This is a genomic window from Streptomyces olivaceoviridis (genome assembly GCF_014650115.1).
Taxonomy (GTDB): domain Bacteria; phylum Actinomycetota; class Actinomycetes; order Streptomycetales; family Streptomycetaceae; genus Streptomyces; species Streptomyces olivaceoviridis.
Genome location: NZ_BMUI01000001.1, coordinates 438,815 through 465,801 on the forward strand (window position 1 = coordinate 438,815; position 26,987 = coordinate 465,801).

28 protein-coding genes are annotated in these 26,987 nt (G+C 73.5%); 13 read left to right on the plus strand and 15 right to left on the minus strand.

Annotation, left to right across the window (positions count from 1 at the left end; translation table 11 throughout):
- Positions 1-185 precede the first annotated feature (185 nt).
- On the plus strand, positions 186-3,482 hold the full coding sequence (locus IE273_RS01975) for a S8 family serine peptidase (protein WP_189813355.1): 3,297 nt from the start codon (positions 186-188) through the stop codon (positions 3,480-3,482).
- A gap of 75 nt (positions 3,483-3,557) precedes the next feature.
- Here IE273_RS01975 and IE273_RS01980 read toward each other — a convergent pair whose 3' ends face one another.
- The 5 genes from IE273_RS01980 to IE273_RS02000 all read right to left on the minus strand — a co-directional run bounded on the left by IE273_RS01980 (position 3,558) and on the right by IE273_RS02000 (position 7,203).
- Positions 3,558-4,250: a hypothetical protein gene (locus IE273_RS01980; RefSeq protein ID WP_189813356.1), complete on the minus strand. Its 693-nt coding sequence runs from the start codon at positions 4,248-4,250 to the stop codon at positions 3,558-3,560.
- A 5-nt stretch (positions 4,251-4,255) separates the two neighbouring features.
- Positions 4,256-4,729: a matrixin family metalloprotease gene (locus tag IE273_RS01985; RefSeq protein WP_189813357.1), complete on the minus strand. Its 474-nt coding sequence runs from the start codon at positions 4,727-4,729 to the stop codon at positions 4,256-4,258.
- Between the two features lie 184 nt (positions 4,730-4,913).
- Positions 4,914-5,459 (minus strand): flagellar basal body-associated FliL family protein, encoded by a 546-nt coding sequence (locus IE273_RS01990; protein WP_189813358.1) that lies wholly within the window; start codon positions 5,457-5,459, stop codon positions 4,914-4,916.
- A 138-nt stretch (positions 5,460-5,597) separates the two neighbouring features.
- The gene (locus IE273_RS01995; protein ID WP_189813359.1) at positions 5,598-6,650 is read right to left on the minus strand and encodes a hypothetical protein; all 1,053 of its coding nucleotides are present in this window, start codon (positions 6,648-6,650) and stop codon (positions 5,598-5,600) included.
- A 1-nt stretch (position 6,651) separates the two neighbouring features.
- Entirely contained in the window at positions 6,652-7,203 is a 552-nt protein-coding gene (locus IE273_RS02000; protein ID WP_373309295.1) for an RNA polymerase sigma factor, read from the minus strand.
- A 329-nt stretch (positions 7,204-7,532) separates the two neighbouring features.
- Here IE273_RS02000 and IE273_RS02005 point away from each other — a divergent pair, with 329 nt between their 5' ends.
- Entirely contained in the window at positions 7,533-8,552 is a 1,020-nt protein-coding gene (locus tag IE273_RS02005; protein ID WP_189813360.1) for an aspartate-semialdehyde dehydrogenase, read from the plus strand.
- A 102-nt stretch (positions 8,553-8,654) separates the two neighbouring features.
- On the opposite strand, the gene IE273_RS02010 is transcribed toward IE273_RS02005, so the two are convergent.
- Positions 8,655-9,131 (minus strand): DUF1203 domain-containing protein, encoded by a 477-nt coding sequence (locus IE273_RS02010; protein WP_189813361.1) that lies wholly within the window; start codon positions 9,129-9,131, stop codon positions 8,655-8,657.
- A gap of 112 nt (positions 9,132-9,243) precedes the next feature.
- Between IE273_RS02010 and pepN the strand changes: the two genes are divergently transcribed.
- From pepN to IE273_RS02025, 3 genes are all read left to right on the plus strand, one after another.
- Positions 9,244-11,820, plus strand: coding sequence for an aminopeptidase N (gene pepN / locus IE273_RS02015; protein ID WP_189813362.1), 2,577 nt, complete (start codon positions 9,244-9,246; stop codon positions 11,818-11,820).
- 174 nt (positions 11,821-11,994) lie between these two features.
- Positions 11,995-12,537 (plus strand): GntR family transcriptional regulator, encoded by a 543-nt coding sequence (locus IE273_RS02020; protein WP_189813363.1) that lies wholly within the window; start codon positions 11,995-11,997, stop codon positions 12,535-12,537.
- Positions 12,534-13,313 carry a GntR family transcriptional regulator gene (locus IE273_RS02025; RefSeq protein WP_189813364.1) on the plus strand — a complete coding sequence of 260 codons (780 nt, stop codon included), beginning with the start codon at positions 12,534-12,536 and terminating at the stop codon, positions 13,311-13,313. The genes IE273_RS02020 and IE273_RS02025 overlap by 4 nt, the downstream gene beginning before the upstream one ends.
- Positions 13,314-13,406: 93 nt before the next feature.
- Here IE273_RS02025 and IE273_RS02030 read toward each other — a convergent pair whose 3' ends face one another.
- Together IE273_RS02030 and IE273_RS02035 are read right to left on the minus strand one after the other, a co-directional pair.
- Entirely contained in the window at positions 13,407-13,700 is a 294-nt protein-coding gene (locus IE273_RS02030) for a hypothetical protein (RefSeq protein ID WP_229887040.1), read from the minus strand.
- Between the two features lie 196 nt (positions 13,701-13,896).
- The gene (locus IE273_RS02035; RefSeq protein WP_189813365.1) at positions 13,897-14,850 is read right to left on the minus strand and encodes an EamA family transporter; all 954 of its coding nucleotides are present in this window, start codon (positions 14,848-14,850) and stop codon (positions 13,897-13,899) included.
- A gap of 124 nt (positions 14,851-14,974) precedes the next feature.
- On the opposite strand from IE273_RS02035, the gene IE273_RS02040 reads away from it, so the two are divergent.
- Positions 14,975-15,475 carry a MarR family winged helix-turn-helix transcriptional regulator gene (locus IE273_RS02040; protein ID WP_189813366.1) on the plus strand — a complete coding sequence of 167 codons (501 nt, stop codon included), beginning with the start codon at positions 14,975-14,977 and terminating at the stop codon, positions 15,473-15,475.
- 3 nt (positions 15,476-15,478) lie between these two features.
- Here IE273_RS02040 and IE273_RS44880 read toward each other — a convergent pair whose 3' ends face one another.
- The 4 genes from IE273_RS44880 to IE273_RS02060 all read right to left on the minus strand — a co-directional run bounded on the left by IE273_RS44880 (position 15,479) and on the right by IE273_RS02060 (position 18,561).
- Positions 15,479-15,802: a hypothetical protein gene (locus IE273_RS44880; protein ID WP_189813367.1), complete on the minus strand. Its 324-nt coding sequence runs from the start codon at positions 15,800-15,802 to the stop codon at positions 15,479-15,481.
- Between the two features lie 92 nt (positions 15,803-15,894).
- Positions 15,895-16,176, minus strand: coding sequence for a hypothetical protein (locus tag IE273_RS02050; RefSeq protein ID WP_189813368.1), 282 nt, complete (start codon positions 16,174-16,176; stop codon positions 15,895-15,897).
- Positions 16,177-16,242: 66 nt separating this feature from the next.
- Positions 16,243-18,315 (minus strand): 4-alpha-glucanotransferase, encoded by a 2,073-nt coding sequence (gene malQ / locus IE273_RS02055; RefSeq protein WP_189813369.1) that lies wholly within the window; start codon positions 18,313-18,315, stop codon positions 16,243-16,245.
- Entirely contained in the window at positions 18,316-18,561 is a 246-nt protein-coding gene (locus tag IE273_RS02060; RefSeq protein ID WP_014672753.1) for a hypothetical protein, read from the minus strand. It abuts the gene before it with no gap.
- 166 nt (positions 18,562-18,727) lie between these two features.
- Here IE273_RS02060 and IE273_RS02065 point away from each other — a divergent pair, with 166 nt between their 5' ends.
- The 5 genes from IE273_RS02065 (at position 18,728) to IE273_RS02085 (ending at position 23,246) form a co-directional block, all read left to right on the plus strand.
- On the plus strand, positions 18,728-19,336 hold the full coding sequence (locus tag IE273_RS02065) for an RNA polymerase sigma factor (RefSeq protein WP_189813705.1): 609 nt from the start codon (positions 18,728-18,730) through the stop codon (positions 19,334-19,336).
- A complete protein-coding gene (locus IE273_RS02070; RefSeq protein ID WP_189813370.1) occupies positions 19,333-20,277 on the plus strand; it encodes a zf-HC2 domain-containing protein in 945 nt (314 codons plus the stop codon). The genes IE273_RS02065 and IE273_RS02070 overlap by 4 nt, the downstream gene beginning before the upstream one ends.
- A gap of 230 nt (positions 20,278-20,507) precedes the next feature.
- Positions 20,508-21,281: an ABC transporter ATP-binding protein gene (locus IE273_RS02075; RefSeq protein ID WP_189813371.1), complete on the plus strand. Its 774-nt coding sequence runs from the start codon at positions 20,508-20,510 to the stop codon at positions 21,279-21,281.
- Positions 21,278-22,624 (plus strand): hypothetical protein, encoded by a 1,347-nt coding sequence (locus IE273_RS02080; protein WP_189813372.1) that lies wholly within the window; start codon positions 21,278-21,280, stop codon positions 22,622-22,624. Before IE273_RS02075 ends, IE273_RS02080 begins: the two co-directional genes overlap by 4 nt.
- 31 nt (positions 22,625-22,655) lie before the next feature.
- Entirely contained in the window at positions 22,656-23,246 is a 591-nt protein-coding gene (locus IE273_RS02085; protein WP_189813373.1) for a hypothetical protein, read from the plus strand.
- Between the two features lie 126 nt (positions 23,247-23,372).
- On the opposite strand, the gene IE273_RS02090 is transcribed toward IE273_RS02085, so the two are convergent.
- A complete protein-coding gene (locus tag IE273_RS02090) occupies positions 23,373-23,909 on the minus strand; it encodes an HNH endonuclease (RefSeq protein WP_189813374.1) in 537 nt (178 codons plus the stop codon).
- Positions 23,910-24,226: 317 nt separating this feature from the next.
- Here IE273_RS02090 and IE273_RS02095 point away from each other — a divergent pair, with 317 nt between their 5' ends.
- Positions 24,227-25,339 (plus strand): mechanosensitive ion channel family protein, encoded by a 1,113-nt coding sequence (locus IE273_RS02095; protein ID WP_189813375.1) that lies wholly within the window; start codon positions 24,227-24,229, stop codon positions 25,337-25,339.
- A gap of 133 nt (positions 25,340-25,472) precedes the next feature.
- Complete coding sequence (locus IE273_RS02100) at positions 25,473-26,093, plus strand: Uma2 family endonuclease (RefSeq protein WP_189813376.1); 621 nt, start codon at positions 25,473-25,475, stop codon at positions 26,091-26,093.
- Here IE273_RS02100 and IE273_RS02105 read toward each other — a convergent pair.
- Both IE273_RS02105 and IE273_RS02110 read right to left on the minus strand, forming a co-directional pair.
- Entirely contained in the window at positions 26,080-26,265 is a 186-nt protein-coding gene (locus IE273_RS02105) for a hypothetical protein (protein ID WP_189813377.1), read from the minus strand. The genes IE273_RS02100 and IE273_RS02105 overlap by 14 nt on opposite strands.
- A complete protein-coding gene (locus IE273_RS02110) occupies positions 26,262-26,798 on the minus strand; it encodes a hypothetical protein (protein WP_189813378.1) in 537 nt (178 codons plus the stop codon). The genes IE273_RS02105 and IE273_RS02110 overlap by 4 nt, the downstream gene beginning before the upstream one ends.
- Between the last annotated feature and the right edge of the window lie 189 nt (positions 26,799-26,987).

Below are 26,987 nucleotides of genomic sequence, written 5' to 3' on the forward strand. Positions count from 1 at the left end.
ACGGCATTCCGCCCGTTCGAAGGAGGGTTGAGCTGATTCCGGGCCATAACGGCTTGATTCGCTCATTTCCCATCGCGGGTTTTCCCCATACCTTGATTTCGATTCGGTCAACGGTCCCCAAAATCGCACCCCTTCGGTCAGGCTGAGCGCTCCCGTCCGCTCGTTCCTTGACCTGAGGGATGCCGATGATCCACACGCCCGAGCGTGATCCGATACCCGGTCCGAGACGCCTGGCCCGCATAGCCGTGGCCGTGGGCGTCGTGGCCGCCCTCTCCGCGGCGGGGCCGGTGCCCCTGGCCCTCGCCGCGGACCCGGCCCCCGCCCCGGCCGCCGATCCCGCCGTCAAGTCCGCCCACGACAAGCTCGGCTCCGACGACGCCGCCCTGCTCGCCGAGGCCAAGGCCGACGGCGACAAGAGCGTGACGATGATGATCGCGACCTCGCCCGGGAAGACCGAGCAGGTCGCCGCGGAGCTGGACGCGGTCGACGGCGGTCTGGTGGGCCGTACCGACGACGAGCTCGGTTACGTCCGCGCCACCGTCCCCACCAGCCGGGCGGACTCGGCGATCGCCGCCGCCGTGAAGCTCTCCTCCGTCCAGGCCATCGACCTGCGGCAGGAGATCCCGCTGGACGACCCGGCGCCCAGCGGCGCCACGTCCTCCTCCGCTGCCGCCACGTACCCGGCGCCGGGCAGGAACACCCCCGCCGAGAACCCGTACAACCCGTCCTTCGAGACCGGTGCCGTCGACTTCGTCGAGGACCACCCGAAGGCGGACGGCCGCGGCATCACCATCGGCATCCTGGACTCCGGCGTCGACCTCGGCCACCCGGCCCTGCGGAAGACCACCACCGGCGAGCGGAAGATCGTCGACTGGGTGACCGCGACCGACCCGGTCGTCGACGGCGACGGCACCTGGCGGCGGATGACCACCGGCGTCTCCGGCCCGTCCTTCTCCATCAGCACCGCCTCGCAGGGCACCGAGAAGTTCACGGCGCCCGAGGGCTCGTACAAGTTCAACTACATGTACGAGTCCGCCACCGCGGGCGGCGACGAGAAGGGCGACCTCAACCGGGACGGTGACACCACCGACGCCTGGGGCGTGCTCTACGACCCGGCCGCCGGCACGGTCCGCGTCGACACCAACGACAACCTGGACTTCACCGACGACGCGGCGATGAAGCCGTACAAGGACGGCTACCAGGTCGGGTACTTCGGCACCGACGACCCGGCGTCGGACGTCGTGGAGCGCGTCCCCTTCGTGGTCGAGACCCGCAAGGACGTCGTCTACAACTCCTCCGGCGCCAAGGCCGACTACGTCAACATCGGCGTCATCGAGTCCGAGCACGGCACCCACGTCGCCGGCATCACCGCCGCCAACGGCCTGTTCGGCGGCAGGATGAACGGCGCGGCCCCCGGCGCCAAGCTGGTCTCCTCGCGGGCCTGCACCTGGACCGGCGGCTGCACCAACGTCGCCCTCACCGAGGGCATGATCGACCTCGTCACCCGGCGCGGCGTCGACATCGTCAACATGTCGATCGGCGGCCTGCCCGCGCTGAACGACGGCAACAACGCGCGCGCCGAGCTGTACACGCGGCTCATCGACACCTACGGCGTCCAGCTGGTGATCTCCGCCGGCAACTCCGGCCCCGGTGCCAACACCATCGGCGACCCCGGCCTCGCCGACAAGGTGATCTCCGTCGGCGCGACCATCTCCAAGGAGACCTGGGCCGCGAACTACGGCTCGGCGGTGGAGAAGAAGTACGCGATGATGCCCTTCTCCTCGCGCGGCCCGCGTGAGGACGGCGGCTTCACACCGACCCTCAGCGCGCCCGGCGCCGCGATCAACACCACCCAGACCTGGCTGCCGGGCTCCCCGGTCGCCGAGGCGGGCTACTCGCTCCCGGCCGGCTACTCGATGCTCCAGGGCACCTCGATGGCCTCCCCGCAGGCCACCGGCGCCTCCGCGCTGCTGCTGAGCGCCGCGAAGCAGAAGGGCATCGACCTCACGCCCGCCAAGCTGCGCACGGCGCTGACCTCGACCGCCGACCACATCAAGGGTGCGCAGGCGTACGAGGAGGGCGCGGGTCTCATCGACATCGTGGACGCGTGGGAGTCGATCAAGGACGGCGCCACCGCGCACGAGTACACCGTCAAGGCCCCGGTCGACACCGCGATCGACTACGCCCTCAAGACCCCGGGCTACGGCACCGGCCTGTACGACCGCGAGGGCGGCCTGAAGGCGGGCGAGAAGAAGACGTACGACGTGACGATCACCCGTACGTCCGGCCCGGACAAGGCGGTCCGGCACGAGCTGCGCCTCGCGAACAACGCCGGCGGCACCTTCCGGATCGTCGGCGACGACGACGTCAGGCTGCCGCTGAACCAGCCGGTCACCGTCAAGGTCCAGGCGGCCCCGAAGTCCGAGGGCGTCAAGAGCGCCATCCTGGAGGTCGACGACCCGCGGACCGAGGGCGTCGACCAGCAGATCCTGTCCACCGTCGTGGTCGCGGCCCCGGTGAAGTACACGTACTCCGCGTCCGGTTCGGTGCAGCGCAACAGCACGCGCTCCTACTTCCTGACCGTGCCCGAGGGCGCGACGTCGCTGGAGGTCGCGATCGGCGGGCTGAAGGACAAGAGCCAGACCCGGTTCATCGCCATCCACCCGTACGGCGTCCCGTCCGACAACACCTCGACCCCGTACTGCTACAACAACTACCTGGACGGCAACGGCTGCAAGCCCGACGTGCGCTCCTACGCCGACCCGCAGCCCGGCGTCTGGGAGGTCGAGGTCGAGTCCCGGCGGACCTCCCCGCTGCTCGACAACCCGTACCGGCTGGACGTCACCGTCCTCGGCGCGGCCTTCGACCCGGAGACCGTGACCGTCCCCGAGGCCAAGGCGGGCACCCCGGCCACCGCCTCCTGGAAGGTGACCAACACGTACGCGGCGCTGGACGGCAAGCTGGTCGGCGGCCCGCTCGGTTCCGCCAAGACGGCCCGCCCGGCCGTCAAGGAGGGCGAGACCCAGACCACCACGGTGGAGGTCCCGGCCGGTGCGACCTCGCTCGACGTCGCCATCGGAGGCGTCTCGGACACGGCGGCCGACCTGGACCTGATGGTGTACGACGCCTCCGGCAAGGAGGTCGGCAAGTCCGCCGACGGCGACTCGGAGGAGGCGGTGTCCGTGCCGTCCCCGGCCGCCGGCACCTACACCATCGAGGTCGTGGGCTACTCCGTCCCGTCCGGCTCGACGGACTACGACTACCGGGACGTGTTCTTCTCCACCGCGCTCGGCTCCGTCACGGTCGACGGCTCGGCCCCGGTGAAGCTCGGCACGGGCGCCTCGGCCACGGTGACCGGCCAGGTCACGGCCGCCGCCCAGGCTCCGGTCGGCCGCGAGTTCTTCGGGCGGGTCCAGCTCGTGAACGCGCGCGGCACGGTCGCGGGCAGCGGCAGCGTGAAGATCGAGAAGGTCACTCCGTAACGGGGTGACACGCCCGAGGAGGGGCGGGCGTCCCGACGGACTCCCGCCCCTCCTCGCGTCACTCGCTCCCCGCCGTCACTCGGCCGGGTCCGTGGGCTCCGGGGAGCCGGTCGGGACGTCGGACGGCTGCTCGGTGGGCTCGTCCGTCGGCTCCGGTCCCTCGCCCGCGCCGATGTCGGGCTGGACCTGGTCGCGCACCATCTGCTTCCAATGGTCGGCGACCGTCGACTGTCCGTCGCCGTCCATGTCCTCCGCCGCCGGGAACGGCAGCGTGGTGCTGCCGACGGGCTGCGCACCGTAGACCGGCACCATGGTGAACCAGGACCGGTCGCTCATGCTGTGGGTGGAGAAGACGTAGCTCTCGCCGGGCTCCAGGGGCAGGTCGCCCTCCATCAGCATGAGGCTGTTGCTGTCCGCGTCGTAGCCGCCGGTCTGGTTCACCACCGTGGTGGAACCGGCCTGGAGAGTGCCTTCGTAGACCTCGTTCACCTTCACGGCCCACTGGGTCTCGGGGATGCCGTCGATTTCCGTGGTGCCCTTCTTGGACACCACCGTGCCGTGGAAGACGAAATCGGCGAAACCCACGAGTTTTTCGTCCTCGCTGAAATCCCCGATGGTGCTGGCGTGCATGTACTGCACACTGAATTCGGGACGGTCGTCGGCGACCGCCTGGACACCGCCCCAGGCGGCCACGGCGGCCACCGCAAGACCGGCCACCGTGAAAACGGCGCCCTTGCCCAGCCGGGACGCGGATCCGATGGATACCATCCTGCTTACCCCCAGAGCGCGTGGTAGTCGGCCTTGTCGTGCGACTGCGGCGTGGTCAGCGAGCCCCGGTCGGGCGTGTTGTTGACCATGATCTGGCCACGGTAGCTGTGGGCCAGGCCGAGGGCGTGGCCCAGCTCGTGGGTGGCGACGCCCCGCCGCTTCGTCGTCCCGTAGTTCTTGAGGTAGCGCGTGTTCAGGTAGATGGCGTCCGCTCCGGTGCGGGCCTTCCACAGCCCGTCCCAGGTGACGTCGGAGCGGTTGGAGTCGCGCCACTCCAGGTCGGCGATGGTGTTCCAGGCGTCCGGCGCGATGTTGATCCGGTTGAGCGTGCTGTTGTCCCAGGCGTTGATGGCGTGCTTCCGCGCGTCGTCGTACTGGGTCGAGTCCTCCCAGCGGATTTCCCGGTCGTCGACGGAGTCGTTCCCCAGGAAATGCGCGGAAGCGGGCGTGGCGGCCGTAAAAGAAATCGACAGGACCACGGCCGATACGCACGCGGCGGCGGTTTTTCTTCGGACAGATTTCACCGTACCCCCGAACTGGTTGAATTTTTACCGGCCCAGGGATCATGACCGAGACGGATCAGGCCGCGACAGTAATAATCCAGTCAACGGCAAGTAAGTATCCGGCCAAACGGAATAGGCCCATCCGAATTTGCGGGACGGCTCAGCCGACACCCTCGTTTTCCGTGCATTTCATCCGCCCGGACTCCGGAATCGCCTTTTTCACCCAGGCTCGCGCCCACTCCAGGGCGTCACCCGTCCCCTCCGGCGGGGCGTCCCCGTCCCGGTAGGCCGACGGCGCCTCGCCCTTGTGGGAGGGCACGAGCACCAGCATCCGGGCGCCCACCCGGTAGAACCGCTCGGCGTCCGGCTCCGGCGTGAGGAACTCCAGCCGGCGCGTTTCCCCGCCGGCCGGCTTGTACGCGCGGTCCACGCGCAGGACGACCCGGAAGCCGGGGCCCGCCCCGGCCGGCCCGGCCTGGGCCACCCGGCCCTCGGCGACGGCCGAGGCGCAGGCCACCAGTCCCTCGGCGCTCAGGCTGGCCGTCTCGCCGCCGTCGACGTCCGCGTGCCCCTGCTCGGAGAGGGTGTACACCGTTCCCCCGGCCCCGCCCAGCACCAGCACCGCGCCCAGGGCGACGAGGAGATGCCGGCGCCGGCGCGGGGCGCCCTGCTCCGCGGGCTCGGTCTTCCACCGTGGCGTCGTCATGATGTCCCCTCAACCGTCGGTCTTCGCGGTCCGTCTTCGCGGTTCGCTCTTCACCGCCCGGCGCCCCTGCGCGCCGGGTCGGTCCTGAGACGCGGGGGCAGCGGGAAACGTTCGGTGCGGCCGGGCCCGCCTCGCGGCTCAGGAGCCGTCGGCGGAGGAGCAGGCCAGGGTCCGGGAACCGGGCAGGGCCTCGGTGATCCAGGCGCGCTCGGCCGCCACGCGGCGGTCACCGACGGCCCACAGGCTCGCGTACCGCTCGCCCCGGCCGACCCGCACCAGCACGTGCTGCCCCGAGCGGGGCGCCGGCCGCGCGTCCGCGCCGAGCAGGAAGCGGACCTCGGCCGGGCCGTGCGCGGGCCGGTAGGAGCGGACCACGGTCAGCGTGACCCGGCTGCCGGGCGCGTCCTCGTCCGGTTCCACCCGCGCCACGGTGCCCTCCACGACGAGCCGGGAGCAGGCCAGCTCCCGCTCCGGGTGTGCCGGCCGCCCGCCGGCCCCGGCCTCCTCGCCCGTCGCGTCGACATTGCCCTTGGCCGCCGACGAGGCCCCGCTCTTGTCGTCCGCCCCGCCGGCGCCACCGCCCTGGACCACCAGCCAGCCGAAGCCCAGGACCAGGGAGAACGCCGCGGCACCGGCGAGCGAGCCGAGCGCGATCCGCAGGGTCCGGCGGGGCCCGCCGGCCCGCCCGGGGCGGGGCGGCCGGGCCGGGCGGGTGGCAGCGGAGGGACGGGTACGGCCGCGGGGGCGTGGGGCGGGGGGCAGGGCGGAGACGGCGTCCGGGGACGCCTCGGCGGCTTCCTCGGTGCTCGCCTCCCCCGTCAGCGCCTCGGCCAGCCGCGCCAGGTGGTCCCGCAGCACGGCCACGTCGGCCTCGGCCGCCCGGTGCTCGGCGAGGAAGGCGGGGTCCCGCCGGGCCTCCTCCGGCGGGGGGTCTCCGGTGATCGCGGCCATGAGGGCGTCCATGCCGTCGTTCTCCTCGTGCTCGCGGTGATCTCCGTGCTCGCGGTACCCGCCGCTCCCCCGCTGCTCCCCGTGCTCCCCGTGCCGCCTGCGCTGTCCGTGCTCCCCGTTCTCGCCGTTCCCCCGCTGCTCCCCGCGCTCCCCGTTCTCCCCGTTCCCCCCGCATTCCCCGTGCTGTCCGTCGCGTCCGGCGCGTCCGGCGCCCCGCGCGTCCTCGTGTCCGGCGGTCATGTCACGCCACCTCGTCCTCGTGCAGCCGGTCGCGCAGTGCGCGGACCGCCGTGTGCAGCCTGCTCTTGACCGTGCCCTCGGGGATGCCCAGCTCCTCGGCGATGGCCCGCACCGGCAGGTCGGCGAAGAAGCGCAGCACGACCACCTGCCGCTGGGCGGCCGGCAGCTCGTCCAGGCCCCGGGCGACGGCGAGGGACAGCAGGCTGGTCTCCTCGCCGGAGGCGTGCGCGGGCGCGCGCAGCGCGGCCAACCGCTCCCCCAGCCGTTCCTGGCGCCGCTTGGCCCGGTGCCAGTCCATGGCCAGGTTGGAGGCGACCACCGCCGCCCACGCCGACACGTCCCGCGGCGCCTCGCGCCCGCTCGCGGCCCGCTCCAGCAGCCGCAGCCGGACCTGCTGCACCCCGTCCGGCAGGTCCGACTGCGGCACGCCGCCGAGCGCGAGCACCGCCCGCACCCGGCGTTCCTGGGCCGCGTCCAGCGGATCGCCGCCGGTACCGTCCGTACCGGCGGCGTACGCCGCCCCTCGGTCGCGGCGCGCCTTTCCGCGCAGCACAAGCCACCCCCTCACGCGTTTGCCCCTACGACGTGGCGGCGGGCCGAAACGTTCGGCCGGCGCCGGACGTCTTCAGAGGCGTACGTCACACCCTCGTATGGCCGGGACCCGGACGGGCAGGGGCGGGACGGCACAGCTTCCGGCGCGGCCCCCCGGCGGAGGGAATTCCTCCAGCTCAGCCGGGTGTTCGGTGAAGCTCCGGAACCGTCTCCCGCGTGCCCGTGTCCCACTCCTCGGGCACGCGGGACAAAGAATTGGACAGGTGGACCGGGGTCGGCCGCATGATGGAAACGCCCCGGTCAGGCAAGAGACACACAGAGGGAGTCGCCGTGAGGGTCGGAATCGTCGGAGCCACCGGTCAGGTGGGCACGGTCATGCGCAGGATCCTCACCGAGCGGAACTTCCCGGTCACGAAGCTGCGCCTGTTCGCCTCGGCCCGTTCCGCCGGGACGGTGCTGGACGGCGTGACGGTGGAGGACGCGGCGACCGCCGACTACACCGGCCTGGACATCGTCCTCTTCTCCGCGGGCGGCGCGACCTCCAGGGCGCTGGCCGAAAAGGTCGCCTCCCAGGGCGCCGTCGTGATCGACAACTCCTCGGCCTGGCGCAAGGACCCCGAGGTCCCGCTGGTGGTCTCCGAGGTGAACCCGCACGCCATCGCCGACCGCCCCAAGGGCATCATCGCCAACCCGAACTGCACCACGATGGCCGCGATGCCGGTGCTCAAGCCGCTGCACGAGGAGGCCGGCCTGGAGGCGCTGGTCGTCGCCACCTACCAGGCGGTGTCCGGCTCGGGCCTCGCGGGCGTGGCCGAGCTGCACGGCCAGGTGCAGAAGGTGGCCGCCGATGCCGACAAGCTCACCCACGACGGCGCGGCGGTCGACTTCCCCGAGCCGCAGGTCTACCGGCGCACCATCGCCTTCAACGTGCTGCCCTTCGCCGGCAACCTCGTCGACGACGGTCTCAACGAGACCGACGAGGAGCAGAAGCTGCGCAACGAGTCCCGCAAGATCCTGGAGATCCCCGGCCTGAAGGTCTCCGGCACCTGTGTGCGCGTGCCGGTGTTCTCCGGCCACTCCCTCCAGGTCAACGCCCGCTTCGCCCGCCCGCTCTCCCCGGAGCGCGCCACCGAGCTGCTCGCGAAGGCGCCGGGCGTGGCCCTCTCCGACATCCCGACCCCGCTCCAGGCGGCCGGCCAGGACCCGTCGTACGTCGGCCGCGTCCGCCGCGACGAGACGGTGGACAACGGCCTCGCCCTGTTCGTCTCCAACGACAACCTCCGCAAGGGCGCCGCGCTGAACGCGGTCCAGATCGCGGAACTGGTGGCGGCGGAACTCTCGGCGAAGTAACCCCCACCTCCCGGCAAGGGGCGGCCCCTCCCGGCCGCCCCTTTCCCGTGTCCCGGTGCCGCCCGTGGCCCGGCACCAGCGCGGGCGCCGGGCCCGTGCGGCCTACCCCCGGCGCACCTCGTACAGGAAGCACCCGTACTCCACCGCCCGCACGTGCACCACGGCCACCCGCGGGTCGGTGAAGGCCTCCGTCAGGGCGGGGCCGAAGGCGTCCGCGTGCTCCACCAGACGGCCGCCGAGGATGCGGCCGTCGGCCGAGTAGCGGCGCAGGACGCGGTGGGAGCCGGTGAAGGGCAGGGCGTCGCCGGCCGGGCCGGGGCACTCCCCGGCGTGGATGAAGACGGGGCCCTGCTCGTCGTAGGCGCCCGGGTCGGCGCCCGTCCCGGCCGCCCAGCGGCGCAGCGGCGCGTACGAGACCAGGGCGATCAGCTCGCCCGGCGTGCTGTGGCGCAGGCAGCAGCGCAGCGGGGCGCCGCCCTCCGCGTCCGGCACGGCCGCCATGGGGCGGCCGGCGTCGTCGGCGGTGCGCAGCTCCTTGAGGACCTCGGCCGGGACGGGCCGTGCGGGGTACGTGGTCATGCGCCCAGCGTCCCGCCGCGACGCCGCGCCGACCGGCGGGATACGGACATCGCGTTCCCCCTCGATCCCATGGAAGGATGACGCAACCGACACATAACGAGGAGATGACCGCGTGCCTGGCACAAACCTGACTCGCGAAGAGGCGCAGCAGCGGGCCGAGCTGCTCACCGTTGACTCGTACGAGATCGATCTCGACCTCTCCGGCGCGCAGGAGGGCGGTACCTACCGGTCCGTGACCACGGTGCGCTTCGACGTGGCCCGCGGCGGCACCGAGTCCTTCATCGACCTGGTGGCCCCGGCCGTCCACGAGGTGGTCCTCAACGGTGACCACCTGGACGCCGCCGAGGTCTTCAAGGACTCGCGGATCGCCCTGCCCGGCCTGCTGGAGGGGCCCAACGTCCTGCGGGTCGTCGCGGACTGCGCCTACACCAACACCGGCGAGGGCCTGCACAGGTTCGTCGACCCGGTCGACGACCAGGCGTACCTGTACACCCAGTTCGAGGTCCCGGACGCCCGCCGCGTCTTCGCCTCCTTCGAGCAGCCGGACCTGAAGGCCACCTTCCAGTTCACCGTGAAGGCGCCCGAGGGCTGGACGGTCATTTCCAACTCGCCGACCCCGGAGCCGAAGGACAACGTCTGGGTCTTCGAGCCGACCCCGCGGATCTCGACGTACATCACCGCGCTGATCGTGGGCCCGTACCACTCCGTGCACAGCGTGTACGAGAAGGACGGGCAGTCCGTGCCGCTCGGCATCTACTGCCGGCCCTCGCTCGCCGAGTTCCTCGACTCCGACGCGATCTTCGAGGTCACGCGGCAGGGCTTCGACTGGTTCCAGGAGAAGTTCGACTACGCGTACCCGTTCAAGAAGTACGACCAGCTCTTCGTGCCCGAGTTCAACGCGGGCGCCATGGAGAACGCGGGCGCGGTGACCATCCGCGACCAGTACGTCTTCCGGTCCAAGGTGACCGACGCGGCGTACGAGGTCCGCGCGGAGACCATCCTGCACGAGCTGGCCCACATGTGGTTCGGCGACCTGGTCACCATGGAGTGGTGGAACGACCTGTGGCTGAACGAGTCGTTCGCCACCTACACCTCCATCGCCTGCCAGGCCGCGGCCCCCGGCTCGCGCTGGCCGCACTCGTGGACCACGTTCGCGAACTCGATGAAGACCTGGGCGTACCGGCAGGACCAGTTGCCGTCCACGCACCCGATCATGGCGGACATCCGCGACCTGGACGACGTCCTCGTCAACTTCGACGGCATCACGTACGCCAAGGGCGCCTCCGTCCTGAAGCAGCTCGTCGCCTACGTCGGCGAGGACGAGTTCTTCAAGGGCGTGCAGGCGTACTTCAAGGCGCACGCGTTCGGCAACACGCGCCTGTCCGACCTGCTGGGCGCCCTGGAGGAGACCTCCGGACGTGACCTGAAGACCTGGTCGAAGAAGTGGCTGGAGACGGCCGGGATCAACATCCTGCGCCCGGACGTGGAGACCGACGCCGAGGGCGTGATCACGTCCTTCGCCGTCCGCCAGGAGGCCCCGGCGCTCCCGGCCGGCGCCAAGGGCGAGCCCACCCTGCGCCCGCACCGCATCGCGATCGGCCTCTACGACCTCTCCGACGCCGGCAAGCTGGTGCGCACCGAGCGGATCGAGCTGGACGTCGACGGGGAGCGAACGGCCGTACCGCAGCTGACGGGCAAGCGCCGCCCGACGGTGATCCTGCTCAACGACGACGACCTGTCGTACGCGAAGGTCCGCCTGGACGAGGAGTCCCTGAAGGCCGTCACCGAGCACCTCGGCGACTTCGAGGCGTCCCTGCCGCGCGCCCTGTGCTGGGCGTCGGCCTGGGACATGACGCGGGACGCCGAGCTGGCCACCCGCGACTACCTCTCCCTGGTGCTGTCGGGCATCGGCAAGGAGTCCGACATCGGCGTGGTGCAGTCCCTGCACCGCCAGGTCAAGCTGGCCATCGACCTGTACGCCGCCCCGGCCGCCCGCGAGGCCCTGCTGACCCGCTGGACCGACGCCACGCTGGCCCACCTGCGCGCGGCCGAGCCGGGCGGCGACCACCAGCTGGCCTGGGCGCGCGCCTTCGCGGCGACCGCGCGGACCCCGGAGCAGCTGGACCTGCTGGAGGCCCTGCTCGACGGCACGCAGACCGTCGAGGGCCTGGCCGTGGACACCGAGCTGCGCTGGGCGTTCGTTGAGCGGCTCGCGGCCGTCGGCCGGTACGACGAGGCGGAGATCGCGGGCGAGTACGAGCGGGACAAGACTGCGGCCGGCGAGCGGCACGCGGCCACCGCCCGCGCGGCCCGCCCGACGCAGGAGGCGAAGGCGGAGGCCTGGTCCTCGGTCATCGACTCCGACAAGCTGCCGAACGCGGTGCAGGAGGCCGTGATCGGCGGCTTCGTGCAGACCGACCAGCGGGAGCTGCTCGCGCCGTACACGGACAAGTACTTCGAGGTCGTCAAGGGCATCTGGGACTCCCGTTCGCACGAGATCGCCCAGCAGATCGCGATCGGCCTCTACCCGTCCGTCCAGGTCTCCGAGGAGACCCTGGCCAAGACGGACGCCTGGCTGGCCTCGGCCGAGCCGACCGCGGCCCTGCGCCGCCTCGTCTCGGAGTCCCGCGCGGGCATCGAGCGGGCGTTGAAGGCCCAGGCGGCGGACGCGGCGGGCTCCGCCGAGTAACCGCCGGTACGACGACGGGGGCGCCCGGTGCCACACCGGGCGCCCCTGCGTGTTGGTGGTCTTTTCAGCGCAGGGCCACCAGCACAGGGCGAGCCGGAGCACCCGCACTTCGACCTCCGGCTTCCGTTCCGCACGCCGGCTGACGTCGGCAAGCTCCAGACGGAGGAGGACAGCGTGAGCGACAGCGCGTGGGTCAGCACCTCGATGCCGTATCTGACACCACCGATGCAGGGGCAGTCCGACGCCTGGAGAGCCGAGGCTGCGGCGCGCGGCGGCAAGGGCACCCAGCGCATCGTGCGGGCCGGTGAAGTGCCCGCGCCGGAAGAGGTCGCCGCCCTCCTCGGGCTGCCCGCGGGAGAGACGGTCGTGGTGCGCCGCCGCATCATTCAGCTCGACGACGAGCCCTGCGAGTTGACGGACACGTACTACCCAGCCGAGATCGCCCGTGGAACCCGTCTCGCCGAGAGAGGCAAGATCCCTGGCGGAGCGGTGACCCTGCTCGCGGAACTCGGCCACGTCGGCAGGCGGGTGCGTGAGGACGTGACCGCTCGGCTGCCGAGTGCGCAGGAGCGCGACGCCTTGCGCCTGGAACCGGACGAGCCGGTCCTCAAGCTCAGCAGGGTCACGCTGGACGGCAGCGACCGGCCCATACAAGTCGACATGATGGTCATGCCGGCGCACAGACAGCGGTTGCGTTACGAGATGCGGATCGGATGACCGTGGCCACCACCGACAGCGGCACCGAGGACCGGCGGTCCCTGCACGAGCGGATCGCCGCCGACCTCCGGGACGACATCCTGAGCGGCGATCTGGCACCGGGCACCGCCCTGCCGTCCACCGCTCGGCTCAAGGAGAGGTTCGACGCCTCCAATGCCACCATTCAGAAGGCGCTCCAGCTCCTCAAGGACGAGCGGCTGGTGATCGGACGGGCCGGAGCGTCCATCACCGTCCGCGAGCGTCGCCAGCGCACCATGCGCCCCGCGTCGTACATGCAGCCGGCCGAGGCGGGACAGCCCTACCGCTGGCTGACCGAGGCCGGGAAACTCGGCTCGGAGGCCCGCAGCACCCTGCTGGACGTGAGCGAGGTCAGGCCTCCTGCCGACGTCTCGGCGGCCCTGGGCATCGCCGACGACGAGACGGTCTTCCTACGGCACCAGGTGCTGTCCATCGACGGAGAGCCTGTCGAACTGGTCACGTCGTACTATCCCGCGGCCATGGCCAGGGGGACGGCCCTCACGGAGAAGCGGAAGATCAGGGGCGGTACCCCGGCCCTGCTCGCCGGACTCGGTCTTCCGCCCCGCCTGAGCGTGGACCGGGTCTCCGCGCGCGTCCCCACGCAGGAGCAGTACCAGGCGTTGCGGCTGCCCAGCGATCTTCCGGTACTCCGTACCCTGCGCGTGGTCTACAGCGACGACGACCGGCCCATCGAAGCCACCGTCATGGTCAAGGCAGGTCACCTCTACGAGTTGCAGTACGAGTTCTCGCCGGAGTGACCTGTTCGGCGGTGGCGGCATGCCGATGCCGGGCGGGCTGGGGCCCGTCCGGCATCGGGGTGGGGTTCAGCGGTTCGGGAGCGTGATCGGCCGTCAGTTGACGACGACCACCACGACACCCCCGCCGCCGAAGCCGGGGACGAAGCCCGAGCCGAAGAAGTCGTTGCGGAAGCCGTTGCGGAAGCCGTTGCGGAAGCCGTTGCGGAAGCCGTTGCCGAAGCAGTTGTTCCCGAAGCCGAAGCCGCGGTCGAAGCAGCCGCGGTTGGTCGTGACCTGGTGCGGGGTGGCCGCCGAGGCCGTACCCGCCGTACCGATCGCGGCACCACCCGCCAGGAGGACGCCGGCGGCGGATACCGCGAAGAGACGCCTCACGCTACGTGCTGTCATGGGCTACCTTCCTTCCACGCCCTCGCGGGGTTTCCGGTCCGGGGGCGATGGCCGCGGCCGCGGTGCGAACGTGGCACGGCGCGGTCATAGGCGTTGCCGCGGGGGACGAGCAGCAGCCCTGGCCACAACGGCTGCCGGCCCCGGTGATCCAGGGCACTCGCCGCCTGCGGCGGGCACACCCCTGATCGCGGCCCTTTTACTTCACGCTAACCGGGCCTCGGTGAGTCAGCATCTCGGACAGCGACGGACCGTGACCGCCCGGCCGCCGCCTCCGTCCGGTGGACTGTCCTCGCCCGCCTCCGAACTGCCCCGCCACCGTCGCCCCGAACGCCAGCGCCATGCCCGCGAGCTGTACCGGCGTGAGCGTCTGGCCGAGGGCCGCCCAGCCGACGACCGCCGCGGTCAGCGGGGAGAGGGGGCCGAGGAAGGCGGCCTGGGTGGCGGGGAGCCGGCCGATGCCGCGGAACCAGAGCCAGTAGGCGACGGCCGTGTTGGCCAGGGCGAGGTAGAGGTAGCCGCCGGCGGCACGGGCGTCGAGGGCGGGCGGGGCGCCCTCGGCCAGAAGCGCGACCGGAGCGATGAGCAGGCCGCCCGCGGTGAGCTGCCAGCCGGTGAGGGCGAGCGGACCGACCCCGTCCGGGCGGCCCCAGCGCTTGGTCAGCACGGTGCCGGCGGCCATGGCGGCGGTGGACGCGAGGGCCGCGAGGACGCCGACGGGGTCGAGCGCGCCGGCCCCCTTCAGCACGACGAGGCTGACGCCGAACGCGGCCACCAGCCCGGTGAGCAGCATGCGCGGGGCCGGTCGCCGACCGAGGAGCAGGGCGGAGAGCCCGACGACGAACAACGGTCCGGCCGAGCCGACGACCGCGGCCATTCCGCCGGGCAGCCGGTACGCCGCGACGAACAGCAGCGGGAAGAACACACCGATGTTCAGCGCCCCGAGCACGGCCGCCTTGGCCCACCAGGCACCGCGCGGCAGCACCCGGGTGAGCGCGAGCAGCAGCAGCCCGGCGGGCAGGGCCCGCGCCAGGGCCGTGAACAGGGGGCGGTCCGGCGGCAGGAACTCGGTGGTGACCGCGTAGGTGGTGCCCCAGGAGATGGGGGCGAGGGCGGTCACGGCGACGACCGGGGTGAGGGGACGGGACGGCATGGCAGGGCCCCTTCCGAAGGGCGTGGGTGCCTGTAGCGGCTCACCGCTAAGTAGCTTAGCCTCAAGCTACTTAGCGTCAAGTGGCTTTCTTGCGGGCGAGCGGAATGCCGTCGATACTCTCCGCATGCAGCCACAGTCCGCGGACACCGTCGACGCGATCATCGAGCAGTGGGCGCGCGTGCGGCCCGACCTGGACACCCGGGCCATGGAGGTCTTCGGCCGGATCTTCCGGCTCTCGCGCACGATGGGCGACCGGATGGAGAGGGCGTACAAGCCCTACGGCATCTCCCGCGGCGAGTTCGACGTCCTGGCCACCCTGCGCCGGTCCGGCGAGCCGTACACCCTCTCGCCCCGCGAGCTGTCGGCCACGCTCATGCTCACCACCGGCGGGATGACCGGCCGGCTCGACAAACTGGAGGGCGCGGGACTGCTGCGTCGCTCCCCCGACCCGCACGACCGGCGCGGCCTGCGGGTCACCCTCACCGAGGAGGGGCTGCGGCTGATCGACGAGGCGGTGGGCGCCGGACTGGCCCAGGAGAGCGCCGCCCTGTCCGCCCTGGACGCCGAAGAGGCCGGCCACCTGGCCGGCCTGCTGCGGAAGCTGCTGGACGCGACGGCCGAGTAGCCGTCACCCAGGTCCCCGGGCGAGTGCCGCCTCGGTCCGTGCCGGACCGGCCTGGTCGGCGGCCCAGGCCGCGTAGCCGTCGGGGCGCACCGGCACGGCGGTACGACGGCCGCTCGCCCGCCGGCCGCGGCCGGCCGGTCCGCGCGGCCGGGCCGCCTCGTACGGCTCCGGGGTGATCAGCACCAACCCTCCGCCGCGCAGCGCCTCGTACAGGGGCGTGGCCGGGCCCGACGGTGCGGCGCCGTCCGACCGCGCCGGACCCCCGACCGGCCCGCTGCGGAAGCTGCTGGACGCGACGGCCGACCAGGGCCGCGGGGGGACGCTCACGAAAACGCCGGGGGCGCCGGTCCCCGCCGGGTACGGCGTGCGCGCGTACCGGCAGGGGGAGCGGCGCCCCCGGCGAACGGACCGACGGTCGCTCAGGCCTTGGCCCGGGCGTCGGACTGGACGTCGATGTTGGACGACGTGGTGTCCTTCTTGGACCGGGACTTGTCGAGGGCCATGACCAGACCGGCGATGACCAGGAACAGCACCACCGGGGCGAAGACGTAGAGGCCCAGCGTCTGGATGACGCTCAGGCCCTTGCCGGGGTCGTCGCCGTCGTCGCGGGTCAGCGCGAGCGCGGGGGACGACATGAGCAGCATCATCAGCGTCGTACCGGCGGCCAGGGCGCCGGCGCGCAGGGCGTTCTTCTTGTCCACGGAATCAAGTTAGCGAACCGCCGTCGGGGCCGCGCGGCCGGGGTGCCCGTACGGGGGCCGGGGCACTCAGCGCAGCACCTCCAGCAGGGCCTTCAGCCGGGGTGAGGCGACGAGTTCCTCCAGCGGCACCGGGCGGCCGTCGGCGTCGGCGACCGGCAGCCGCCAGTTCGGGTACTCGTCCCAGGTGCCCGGCAGGTTCTGCGGGCGGCGGTCGCCGATGCCGTCCGGGAGCCAGACCCCGACCAGCCGGGCGGGGGTGCGCAGCAGGAAGCGGTGGACGGCGCGGATCTCCTCCTCCTCGTCGGATCCGGGTGGTCCGGCCGCCGGGCTGTCCAGCAGACCGAGGCTGCCGAGCAGGGCGAGCCACTCCGCGGCGTCGGCGGCGGCCTCCGCGCGTTCCTCGGCGGCCGAACGGGTCAGCAGGCCGAGGCGGTCGCGCAGTTCGACGTGGTCGCCGGTGAGCCGGGCGGCGGTGGGCGGCAGGTCGTGGGTGGTGGCGGTGGCCAGGCAGTCGGCGCGCCAGTGCTCGGGCGGCAGCGGGCGGCCGTCGCCCTCCCAGTCCCGTTCGAACCAGAGCACGGAGGTGCCGAGCACCCCGCGCCGCTGGAGCGTCTCGCGCACGCCGGGCTCGACGGTGCCGAGGTCCTCGCCGATCACGACGGCGCCCGCGCGGGTCGCCTCCAGGGCCAGGATCGCGAGCATGGCGTCGGCGTCGTAGCGGACGTAGGTGCCGTCGGTGGGCGGGCTGCCCTGGGGGACCCACCAGAGCCGGAACAGGCCCATGACGTGGTCGATGCGCAGGGCGCCGGCGTAGCGGAACAGGGCGCGCAGGAGATCGCGGTAGGGGGCGTGGCCGGTCGCGGCGAGCCGGTCGGGGCGCCAGGGCGGCAGACCCCAGTCCTGGCCGCGCGCGTTGAAGGCGTCCGGCGGGGCGCCGACGGACATCCCGGCGGCGAACACGTCCTGCTGGGCCCAGGCGTCGGCGCCCGCCGGGTGCACCCCGACGGCCAGGTCGTGCACGATCCCGACCGGCATGCCGGCCTCGCGGGCGGCGCGCTGGGCGGCGCGGAGCTGGCCGTCGGTGAGCCAGGCGAGACGGGTGTGGAACTCCACCCGCTCGGCGAGCTCCCCCCGCGCCCGGGCGGTGGCGGCCGAGCGGGGGTCGTCCAGCCCGTCCGGCCAGCGGTGCCAGTCGGAGCCGTGGACCTCGGCGAGGGCGCACCAGGTGGCGTGGTCGTCCAGGGCCCGGCCGTGGGCGGCGCGGAAGGCGTCGTAGGCGGCCTGGCGGCCGGGCCCGAGGGGGACCCGCGCAACCAGCTCCAGCGCCTCCCGCTTCAGCTCCCACACCGCGTCCCGGTCGATGAGGGCGCCCTTGTCCAGGACGGCGGCGCGCAGCCGCCCGGCCCGCTCCAGCAGCCCGCCCAGCCGCTCGCGGTCCTCGACGTACGCGTACTCGGGGACGTCCTCGATCCGCAGGTGGACGGGGTCGGGGAAGCGGCGGGAGGAGGGGCGGTACGGGGAAGGGTCGGTGGGGGCGCCCGGTACGGCCGCGTGCAGCGGGTTCACCTGGACGAACCCGGCACCGGCGGTGCGTCCGGCCCAGCCGGCCAGCTCGGCGAGGTCGGCGAGGTCGCCCATGCCCCAGGAGCGGCGGGAGAGCAGGGAGTAGAGCTGGACGAGCAGGCCGTAGGAGCGGCCGGGCGGGGCGGGCAGCCGGTCCGGGGCGACGACGAGGCACGCCTCACCGGTCCGCCCGTCGGGCGCGGTGGCGGTCAGCCGGTGGACGCCGAGCGGAAGATCCCCGACGTCGTCCCGTTCCGCCCCGTCCTCGGTCTCGACGCGCAGCCGGGTGCCGGCGGGCAGCGCGGTGAGGGCGGCGGGCGGTTCCGCGCCGGCCCACTGGACCACCGTCGGCGGCAGCAGGCGCTCGCGCAGCTCGCGTTCCCGGGCGGCGAGGGCGGCGCGCACGGCGTCCGGGCCGGCCGCGTCGACGCCGAGGGCGGCGAGGGCGGCGGTGACGGCGGAGGCGGGGACCTGGACGGTGCGGTCCGGGGCGGGGCGGTAGGACGTGGCGACCCCGTGCAGTCCGGCGAGCCGGGCGAGGTCCTCGGTGGGGTGCTCGTCGGGCGCCGCGGCCATCTACAGCCCCGGCGCGAAGGAGTCCGGGACCGGGTCGGACTCGCTGGTCAGCGGGGCGGCCTCGGCGAGCGGGGGCTCGCTGGTCAGGGGCTCGGCGTCGGGCAGCGGCGGCTCGCTGGTCAGCGGTGCCTGCGCGCAGGCGCTCTCCGCGCTGAAGACGCACAGCGGCGTCGTACCGGTCTCGGCGGACGGCTCCGCCACGGGTTTGAGCTGGGCCGGGATCGTGAGTCGGGCCGGTGCGGCCACGGGGGCCTCCTTGTCGGTGCGCGGGTGCTGCGGCTTCGGACGGGTCACGGCAGCCCTACCCCGTGAGCCCGCCGCCACGCGCGGCAAAACCCGGTGCCGGGGGTGATCCGGGTGATCCGGCGCCGGTCCGGTGATCGATAGAAGGGGTGTGAGACTGTTCCGCCCCATGGGGGGCCAGCGGGAGAAGGACGACGGGAGCGGCGGGGACGCGGCCCTGTTGCGGGCCGTCGCGCAGGGGGACGCCTCGGCGATGGCCGCCCTGTACGACCGGCACGCCGGGTGGCTGCACGCGCGGCTGACGCGCCGGTGCGCCGACCCCGAGCTGGTGCGGGAGGTGCTCCAGGACACGTTCGTCACGGTGTGGCGGTCGGCGGCCGGGCACCGCGGGCAGGAGGCGGGCGGCTGGCTGTGGACGATCGCCGCGCGCCGGCTGGTCGACGCGCGGCGGGCGCAGGAGCGGGCCGCGCGGGTCGCGGAACCGCTGCCGGAGCCGGAGTCCTCCGGGCGGTACGGGTCCGCCGCCGCGCCGTCCGCCGAGGACCGGGTGCTGGCGGGTCTGGAGTACGGCGATGTGGGCACCGCGCTCGACCGGATCTCCCCCGAGCTGCGGGAGGTGCTGCGGGCGACGGTCGTCGACGGGCTGAGCACCCGTGAGGCGGCCCGGCTCCTCGGCATCCCGGAGGGCACGGTCAAGTCCCGGGCCCGCCGCGCCCGCGCGGAACTGCGCGAAGCGCTGGCCCAGTTGAACCCGTCCCCGTTGGGAGGCACGGCATGACCCACCGCGACAGCCACCAGTGGCACGTCCCCGACGACCAGGCGACCCGCTACGCCGAGGGCACCCTGCCGGACCCGGACGCCTGGTCCCTGGAGAAACACGTGGAGGACTGCGCGAGGTGCGCGTCCCGGGTGTCGGCCGCGGTGGGCGGCACGGCGGCGGGGACGGTACTGGCGGCGGTACGGGCTGCCGTGCTGGAATCGGCGCCGGGGGCGGCCGTATCGGGGGAGGCGGTGCTCGGCCGGGCGGCGATGACGCCCGCGGCGGGGGCGGCCGGACCGACGGAAGCGGTGCTCGGTGGGCGGCCCGTGGTGTCGCGGTTCGCCCGGCTGCTGTGGGCCGCTGGGCCCGCCGTGCGCGGGGCCTGGCTGCCGGCCGTGCTGGGCGTGGCCGTGGCCGCGCTGGCCCTGTCCTACGGAGCCGGGTTCCCGGGGGCACGCGCGCTGCTGCTGGCCATCGCTCCCGTGGTGCCCGTCGCCGGGGTCACCCTGTCCTACGGCCCGCACGCGGACCCCTTGCACGAGGTCACCGCGGCCACACCGGGCGGCGGGCTGCGGCTCGCGCTCACCCGGACGGTCGCCGTGCTCGCGGTGAGCCTGCCGCTGCTGACCCTCACCGGGCTGCTGCTGCCCGCCTCCGGCGCCCCGGCCGCGGCGGCCTGGCTGCTGCCCGGGCTGGCGCTGGCGCTGGCCTCGCTGGCCCTGGCCTCCTTCGTCGGGTGCCGGGCGGCGGCCGGGGTGACGGGCGGCGGCTGGCTGTGCGCCGTCCTGGCACCGGTGGCCGTCGCGCCGGGCGGCGCGGCGACCCTGCGGCTGGCCGAGCAGCTCTCCCGCTGCCTGGACGGCGTCGCCGCGCAGAGCGCGTGGGCGGCGGCGGCCGTCCTGAGCGCGACCCTGCTGACGGCGCGGCGTCCGGCGTACGACCGCCCGCTGCGCCCGTGACGGCACCCTCACCGCTTCCCCTCGGCGAGCCCCGCACCGCAGCCGCGCTGACCAGCTGACCAGCTGACCAAAGGCCGCCACCCCGGTCCCCTGACGACCGTGGCTCCACGCCACCACCCACCACACCCCGACCCACCCCTGACGCCCGTGGCCGAAGCCGCGCCCACGCGCGCCCCCGACCGCACCCCGGGACCCGCCGACGGGTCCCCGTGCCCTCCCCTGGAGAGACGATGAGTTCCATCCGTGTGACCGGCCTGCGGGTCCGGCACCGCAAGACGCTCGCCCTCGATTCGCTCGATCTGGAGCTCGGCACGGGTGTGCACGGGCTGCTGGGGCCGAACGGGGCCGGGAAGACCTCGCTGATCCGGGTGCTGGCCACGGTGGCGCGGCCGGACGCCGGCCGGGTGGAGCTGCTCGGTGCGGACACCGCCGGGCACCGCGGGCTGGCCGGGGTGCGGCGCCGGCTCGGCTATCTGCCGCAGGAGTTCGGCTACTACCCGGGCTTCACCGTGCGGGAGTTCGTGGCGTACGTGGCCTGGCTGAAGGAGATGCCGGCGGCGGACGTGCCGGCGGCCGTGGAGCGGGCGGTGGCCCGGGTCGGCCTCGCGGACCGTATCGACGCCAAGGTCCGGACGCTGTCCGGCGGCATGGTCCGCCGGGTCGGCATCGCGCAGGCCATCGTCAACGACCCCGCCGTGCTGCTGCTGGACGAGCCGACCGCCGGTCTGGACCCGGAGCAGCGGGTGGAGTTCCGCGAACTGCTGCGCGCGCTGGGCGCCTCGGCGACGGTGGTGGTCTCCACCCACCTGGTGGAGGACGTGGCCGCCGCCTGCACCGAGGTCACCCTGCTGGACGCGGGCCGGGTCGCGTACCGGGGCACGCCCGAGGCGCTCACCCGGCTCGGCGAGGCGTCGGACGGGCCGGGCGACCATCCGATCGAGCGCGGGTACACGGCGGCGCTGCGGGCGCACCGCGCGCCGGGTGCGCGGGAGGCGGTGCGATGACCCTCGTCACCGAACACGTCACCGGGCCGAAGGCGGCTCCGCGGGCGCCGCACCCGCTGCGCGCCGAGTGGGTGCGGGGTTTCGCCCCTTGGGCCGGGGCCGCCGTACTGCTGACGCTCGGCGTGACGCTGTGGGCGAAGGCGGACCAGTGGCAGGGCGGGTGGTCGGAGACCGCCGGCCTGGTGCACTCGGCGATGCTGATCACCCTTCCGCTGGCCGCGGCGGCGGGCTGCTGGCAGGGCGGCCGGGAGCGTCGGCGCCGTACCGAGGAGCTGTGGGGGACGACCGTACGGCCGCCGCTGGCCCGTCTGCTGGCCGCGGCGCTGCCCGTGACGGTCTGGGTGGCCGCGGGCTACCTGCTGGCCGTGGCCCTGGCCCACCTCGCCACCTGGCCCTACGCCCAGGGCGACCGTCCCCACCCGGCCCTGCTGCCCGGGGACACGGTCGCCATGGCGGCGGGCGCGCTGACCGGGCACGTGGTGGGCCGGGCGGTGCCGACCCGGCTCGCGGCGCCGCTGCTCGCGATGGCCGGCTACGTGGGCCTCGGGATGGTGACGACCGACCTCTCGGCCCCCGGCCGGGCCCTGAGTCCGTCCGTCCCGCCCTTCGCCGGCGGGCTGCCCGTGTGGTGGCAGCCGTGGGCCATGGCGGTGTGGACGGGCGGGCTGGCGGTCGCCGCCGCGCTGGCGTACGCGGCCCGGCGCCGGGTGACGGCCGTGCTGCCGCTGGCCGCCGCGCTGGCCGCGGGCACGCTGCTCACGCAGACCGGAAACGGCCTGTGGCACGCCGATCCGATCGCCCGTCGTCAGGTGTGCGACACCTCCACCACGCCGGCGGTGTGCGTCAACGCCCGGTACGCCGGGATGCTCCCGCAGGTCAGCGACGCGCTGTCGGGGGTCACGGAGAAGCTGCACGGCGTGCGGAACCTGCCGGTGCGGTGGGCGGACCACGGCGGCGCCCCGCGCGCCGGCGAGGCCCGGCTGCCGGGCATCACCCCGCTGGGCTGGTCGGCCGTACGGGGGCGGCTGACCGATCCGGAGCAGTTCGCGTGGGAGGCCGTCGCCGCGCTGGAGGGCTACGACTGTCCCGGGCGGACCCGGACGGCCCGGGGGGCGCTCAGGGCGGACGACGCGGTGGAGTACTACCTCGCGCCGGCCGCGGCGCAGAAGGCGTTCGACGAGAACGACGCCCGGGGTGACGCGACCCGGCGCGCCGATCTGCGCGAGCGGCGCGCGGCCCGGGCGAGGCTGGCCGGCATGGACGAGCGGACGCGCCGGGAGTGGCTGTCGGCCTATTTCGCGGCCCGCGCCGACTGTGACGCCAAGGGGGTGCCGGCCCTGTGACCGGACTCGACTCGAAGGAGGTGCCGGCCCTGTGACCGGACCCCTGCTGTACGCCCGCTCCCGGGCGCTCCCCGCCACGCTGGCCGCGCTCGTCGGCACCGCCGCCTTCGCCCTCTGGGCGGCCGGCCGGCTGGACGCCTACCTCGATCCCGACCGCCGGGTGCCGATCGTCGCGCTGACGCCGCTGCTGGCGTCGGCGGTGATCGGCGCGAGCCTGTACAGCGCCTCGGACGAGCTGGACCGCACGGCCGTGCGCCCCTGGTGGCCGCGTCGGCTGGCCCAGCTGACGGCCCTGACCGCACTGGCGGCCCTGCTGGTCGTCCCGGCCGTGCTCGGCCACGCGGACACCTTCGGGCCGCCCGCCGTCATCCGCAACACCCTGGGCTGCACGGGCGTCACCGCGACGGCGGCCGTCCTCCTGGGCGCCCGTCTGAGCTGGCTCCCCGCGTTCGCCTACGTGTCCGCCGTCTACCTGGGCTCGTCCGCCGCGCGTGGCCGCGCGGGCACGGTGTGGGCCTGGCCGATGCAGCCGGGCGCCTGGGCGGTGGCCCTGGCCGCGTTCGCGGTGGGCGCGGCCCTGTACGCGGCGCGCGGCGCCCGCCCGGACGGGCCGCGGGTCTGAACTCCGGGCTGCGGAGCCGACCCGAAGGGGCGCGGGGAACCGCGCGAAGGCGCCCCACGCGCCCGCAGCCGCCGACGAACCACCGCCGCCCCTTCTGACAGGCGCGGACGCACCGGCCCGGACCGACTAGGCGGAGATGCCGTCGATCCGGGCCAGGGCGGCGTCCGCGCCGTACGGCTGCAAGTACGGCAACCAGCGCGGGTCACGATGCCCCGTGCCGATGATCCGCCAGGCCAGCCCCGTCGGCGGAGCCGGTTTGTGCCGCAGCCGCCAGCCCAGTTCCACGAGGTGACGGTCGGCCTTGACGTGGTTGCAGCGGCGGCAGGACGCCACCACGTTGTCCCAGACGTGCTTGCCCCCGCGACTGCGCGGGATGACGTGGTCGACGCTGGTTGCGACGCCACCGCAGTACATGCACCGGCCCCCGTCGCGCGCGAACAGCGCACGGCGGGTCAGAGGAACAGGCCCCCGGTAGGGGACCCGGACGAATCGCTTGAGCCGGACCACGCTGGGCGCGGGGAGGGTGACGGTCGCGCTGTGCATATAGGCGCCGGATTCCTCCAGGGAGACTGCCTTGTTCTCCAGGACGAGGACGAGCGCGCGGCGGAGCGGTACGACGCCGAGCGGCTCGTACGACGCGTTGAGGACCAGGACATGCGGCACGGGTGCCTCCTTGGGCGTCGGCGGCGCGTGGCTCGCGCCGGGACGATCTGAGGTCAGTCTCTCCTCATGCCTGGTGAACGCGCCACCATGTCCCGGTAACGGGCTGGGAGTGTTTTCGACCACACCCTCATTCATCCCCCGGATCATGGCCTGTTCAAGCCCGCGTGAGCCGCGTCTCTCCTGCACGCCTCCTGTGCGGATCGGCGCGAGGCATACACAATGCCCCGTTAGTGTGGTGGTCCTGTCCGTCCGGTGACCTTTTCGTGACCTTGACCGCCCGCCGGTACGGACCGCGCAGCACCTGGGAGGTACCTGCCGTGTCGTCCCTGCCCGCCGCCGTCCTGGCCGCCGGCGCATCGCCGTCTCCTTCGCCGTCGCCGTCGGGCTCGTCGGCCCCGGCCGTGCCGACGCTCCAGGACGCCCAGGAGAGCGCGACGAACGCGGCGAGCTGGGTCGAGCAGAACTGGTCGACGTGGCTCGCGATGGGTCTTCAGATCCTGCTGATCCTGGTCGTGGCGGTGGCACTGCGGGCGGTGGTGCGGCGGGCGATCACCAAGCTGATCGAGCGGATGAACCGCACCGTGCAGGCGGTGGACGGCAGTGCGCTGGGCGGGCTGCTGGTGAACGCCGAGCGGCGGCGGCAGCGGGCGGCGGCGATCGGTTCGGTGCTGCGGTCGGTGGCGAGCTTCCTGATCCTCGGCACGGCCGCGCTGATGGTGCTGGGCACCTTCAAGATCAACCTGGCGCCGCTGCTGGCGTCGGCCGGTGTCGCGGGCGTGGCGATCGGTTTCGGCGCGCGCAACCTGGTCACGGACTTCCTGTCCGGCGTGTTCATGATCCTGGAGGACCAGTACGGCGTCGGGGACGTGATCGACGCGGGTGTGGCGACCGGCGAGGTGATCGAGGTCGGGCTGCGCGTGACCAAGCTGCGCGGCGACAACGGGGAGATCTGGTACGTCCGCAACGGCGAGGTCAAGCGGATCGGCAACCTGTCCCAGGGCTGGGCGACGGCCGGGGTCGACGTGACCGTGCGGGCGAGCGAGGACCTGGACCGGGTGAAGGCCACGCTGGTCGAGGTCGCCGAGAAGATGGGCAAGGAAGAGCCCTGGAACGAGCTGCTGTGGAGCCCGATCGAGGTGCTCGGACTGGACTCCGTGCTGATCGACTCCATGGTGGTCCGGGTCTCGGCCAGGACGATGCCGGGCAAGTCGGTCACGGTGGAGCGGGAGCTGCGCTGGCGGATCAAGCGGGCGTTCGACGCGGCGAGCATCCGCATCGTGGGCGGTGCGACGGCCGTCGAGGACCAGCAGGACGCCCCCGACCCGACGGCCGCGGTCGCGGCCCCGTCGGTGTACTCCAACGCGGACTCCCCGCAGTCGGCGGCGGCCACCCCGATAGTCCCGCAGCGCTCGGCGCCCTCGGGGAAGTAACGGAACGGCTCGGCACACACGTTCGAGTGAACGGACGGGGCATTCCGGCGCGGGGAGCGCGCGGGGTGCCCCATCGTTCTGCCGGGGCGCCCGGCGTGGGCTTAGCCTGGCATCAGTGTGACGAGGAGAAGCGATGAGCGCCGAACCGATCATGGAGCCGGTCATGACGCAGGTGGACCCCATCGACCTGTTGATCGCGTTCGAAGAGGCATCGCCGATGCCTATTCGACCGGAGTATGTCGAGGGGACGGTCATCGTGCCGCCGCAACCGAACGACAATCACAATCACGGCGCCGGGGAACTGTTCTACCAGTTCCGGCTAGCCGGATTCGGCCTTGTGGGCTTCGGCAACGGCTACCGCGCCGCCCACGAGGACGGCAGGACCATGAGCCTGATCATTCCGGACTTCTACGTCCGCCATCGCCGAGCGACCGAGCTCGACGAGTCGTACCGCAAGGCCAACAAGGGCTGGTACCCCATCGACATGCTCGCCCTGGTCGGCGAAGTCACCTCCACGAACCACGAAACCGACACCGGCCCCAAGTTCCGTACCTATGCCGCCGCCGGCGTGCCCGTCTACGTCCTCATCGACCGCCACTCCACAACGGCCCACTGCTACACGGACCCCGTCCTCCCCGGCGACGACCCCACCGAGGCGTACTACGCCACCGACATCAAGGTCGACCTCGGCGAGCCGCTCCCCCTCCCGGCGCCCTACCCCACCCTGGACACCGCCCCCTTCATCGAGGGCTGAGCGGGCCGCAGGCCGGCTGGTGGGCCTCGCGGAGCCACGCCGCCCCGCCGGGGGCGGTGCCGCAGGACAGGGACGCGCCCCGGGTGCCGGTGAGCCAACGCGGCTGCCGCGCCGTACACGCCACCGCTCCCAGCAGCAGCATGACCGCCACCGCCGTCCGGCCGCTCCTCACTCGCTCTCCCCCAGCCTCGTCACCTGGCACACCGCCACGAACGCGCTCGCCCTGCGCTGACCCGGCATGCCCATCAGCCCCTGGTCCGCGCGCAGCAGGACCCGGGCCGCACCCGACGACCGGTCCACCGTCAGGGAGCCGGTGACGGCGTGCCGGCCGCGGAACGGGCGCCACTGGAAGTCCCACGCCCCTGTCTCGCCCGTCACGTCGTACGCCCGCTCGGACCCGGCGATCCCCGCCCGCGGCCGCTCCGCCGCCCCCGCCGGGAACGCCCGCTCCTGCGTGGCCCGGAGGACGTCCACGGTGACCGGGATGCCGGTGCCGCGCGCCCGGCGGAGCAGGGCCGCGTACACGTAGAGGGCGGCGAGCAGGCTGAAGACGGCCCAGACGAGCCGGGTGACGGCGAGGTCTTCGGCGAGCGACCGGGACAGATCCCCGTCCACGACGTCGCTCAGGCCCACCGTCGTCGGCAAGGGCGCGAAGCCGGACATCGTGGCCGGCCACAGCCTCCAGAGCAGCCTCCGGTCGACCATCCCCACCGCGCCCCATCCCCCCGCGTCCGTCCGTCTCCCGAATCCAGGCGCCGTGACCAGCGAAAACCACATCCATGACGCACTCGTGACGCACCCTTGACCCACGCCCGAACGCAGATCGTCTTCACAGGAACCCCACGTTCCCTCCGCATCCGGTGATCGTCTAGGGTCGCCCCCACAACGGGCCCT

What these genes read in the sequence shown, in the direction of transcription:
- IE273_RS01975 (WP_189813355.1), top strand. Translation starts at nt 186, where the DNA reads ATGATCCACACGCCCGAGCGTGATCCGATACCCGGTCCGAGACGCCTG.
- IE273_RS01980 (WP_189813356.1), bottom strand. Translation starts at nt 4,250, where the DNA reads ATGGTATCCATCGGATCCGCGTCCCGGCTGGGCAAGGGCGCCGTTTTC.
- IE273_RS01990 (WP_189813358.1), bottom strand. Translation starts at nt 5,459, where the DNA reads ATGACGACGCCACGGTGGAAGACCGAGCCCGCGGAGCAGGGCGCCCCG.
- IE273_RS01995 (WP_189813359.1), bottom strand. Translation starts at nt 6,650, where the DNA reads ATGACCGCCGGACACGAGGACGCGCGGGGCGCCGGACGCGCCGGACGC.
- IE273_RS02010 (WP_189813361.1), bottom strand. Translation starts at nt 9,131, where the DNA reads ATGACCACGTACCCCGCACGGCCCGTCCCGGCCGAGGTCCTCAAGGAG.
- IE273_RS02025 (WP_189813364.1), top strand. Translation starts at nt 12,534, where the DNA reads ATGACCGTGGCCACCACCGACAGCGGCACCGAGGACCGGCGGTCCCTG.
- IE273_RS02030 (WP_229887040.1), bottom strand. Translation starts at nt 13,700, where the DNA reads ATGACAGCACGTAGCGTGAGGCGTCTCTTCGCGGTATCCGCCGCCGGC.
- IE273_RS02035 (WP_189813365.1), bottom strand. Translation starts at nt 14,850, where the DNA reads ATGCCGTCCCGTCCCCTCACCCCGGTCGTCGCCGTGACCGCCCTCGCC.
- IE273_RS02040 (WP_189813366.1), top strand. Translation starts at nt 14,975, where the DNA reads ATGCAGCCACAGTCCGCGGACACCGTCGACGCGATCATCGAGCAGTGG.
- malQ (WP_189813369.1), bottom strand. Translation starts at nt 18,315, where the DNA reads ATGGCCGCGGCGCCCGACGAGCACCCCACCGAGGACCTCGCCCGGCTC.
- IE273_RS02065 (WP_189813705.1), top strand. Translation starts at nt 18,728, where the DNA reads ATGGGGGGCCAGCGGGAGAAGGACGACGGGAGCGGCGGGGACGCGGCC.
- IE273_RS02070 (WP_189813370.1), top strand. Translation starts at nt 19,333, where the DNA reads ATGACCCACCGCGACAGCCACCAGTGGCACGTCCCCGACGACCAGGCG.
- IE273_RS02075 (WP_189813371.1), top strand. Translation starts at nt 20,508, where the DNA reads ATGAGTTCCATCCGTGTGACCGGCCTGCGGGTCCGGCACCGCAAGACG.
- IE273_RS02080 (WP_189813372.1), top strand. Translation starts at nt 21,278, where the DNA reads ATGACCCTCGTCACCGAACACGTCACCGGGCCGAAGGCGGCTCCGCGG.
- IE273_RS02100 (WP_189813376.1), top strand. Translation starts at nt 25,473, where the DNA reads ATGAGCGCCGAACCGATCATGGAGCCGGTCATGACGCAGGTGGACCCC.
- IE273_RS02110 (WP_189813378.1), bottom strand. Translation starts at nt 26,798, where the DNA reads ATGGTCGACCGGAGGCTGCTCTGGAGGCTGTGGCCGGCCACGATGTCC.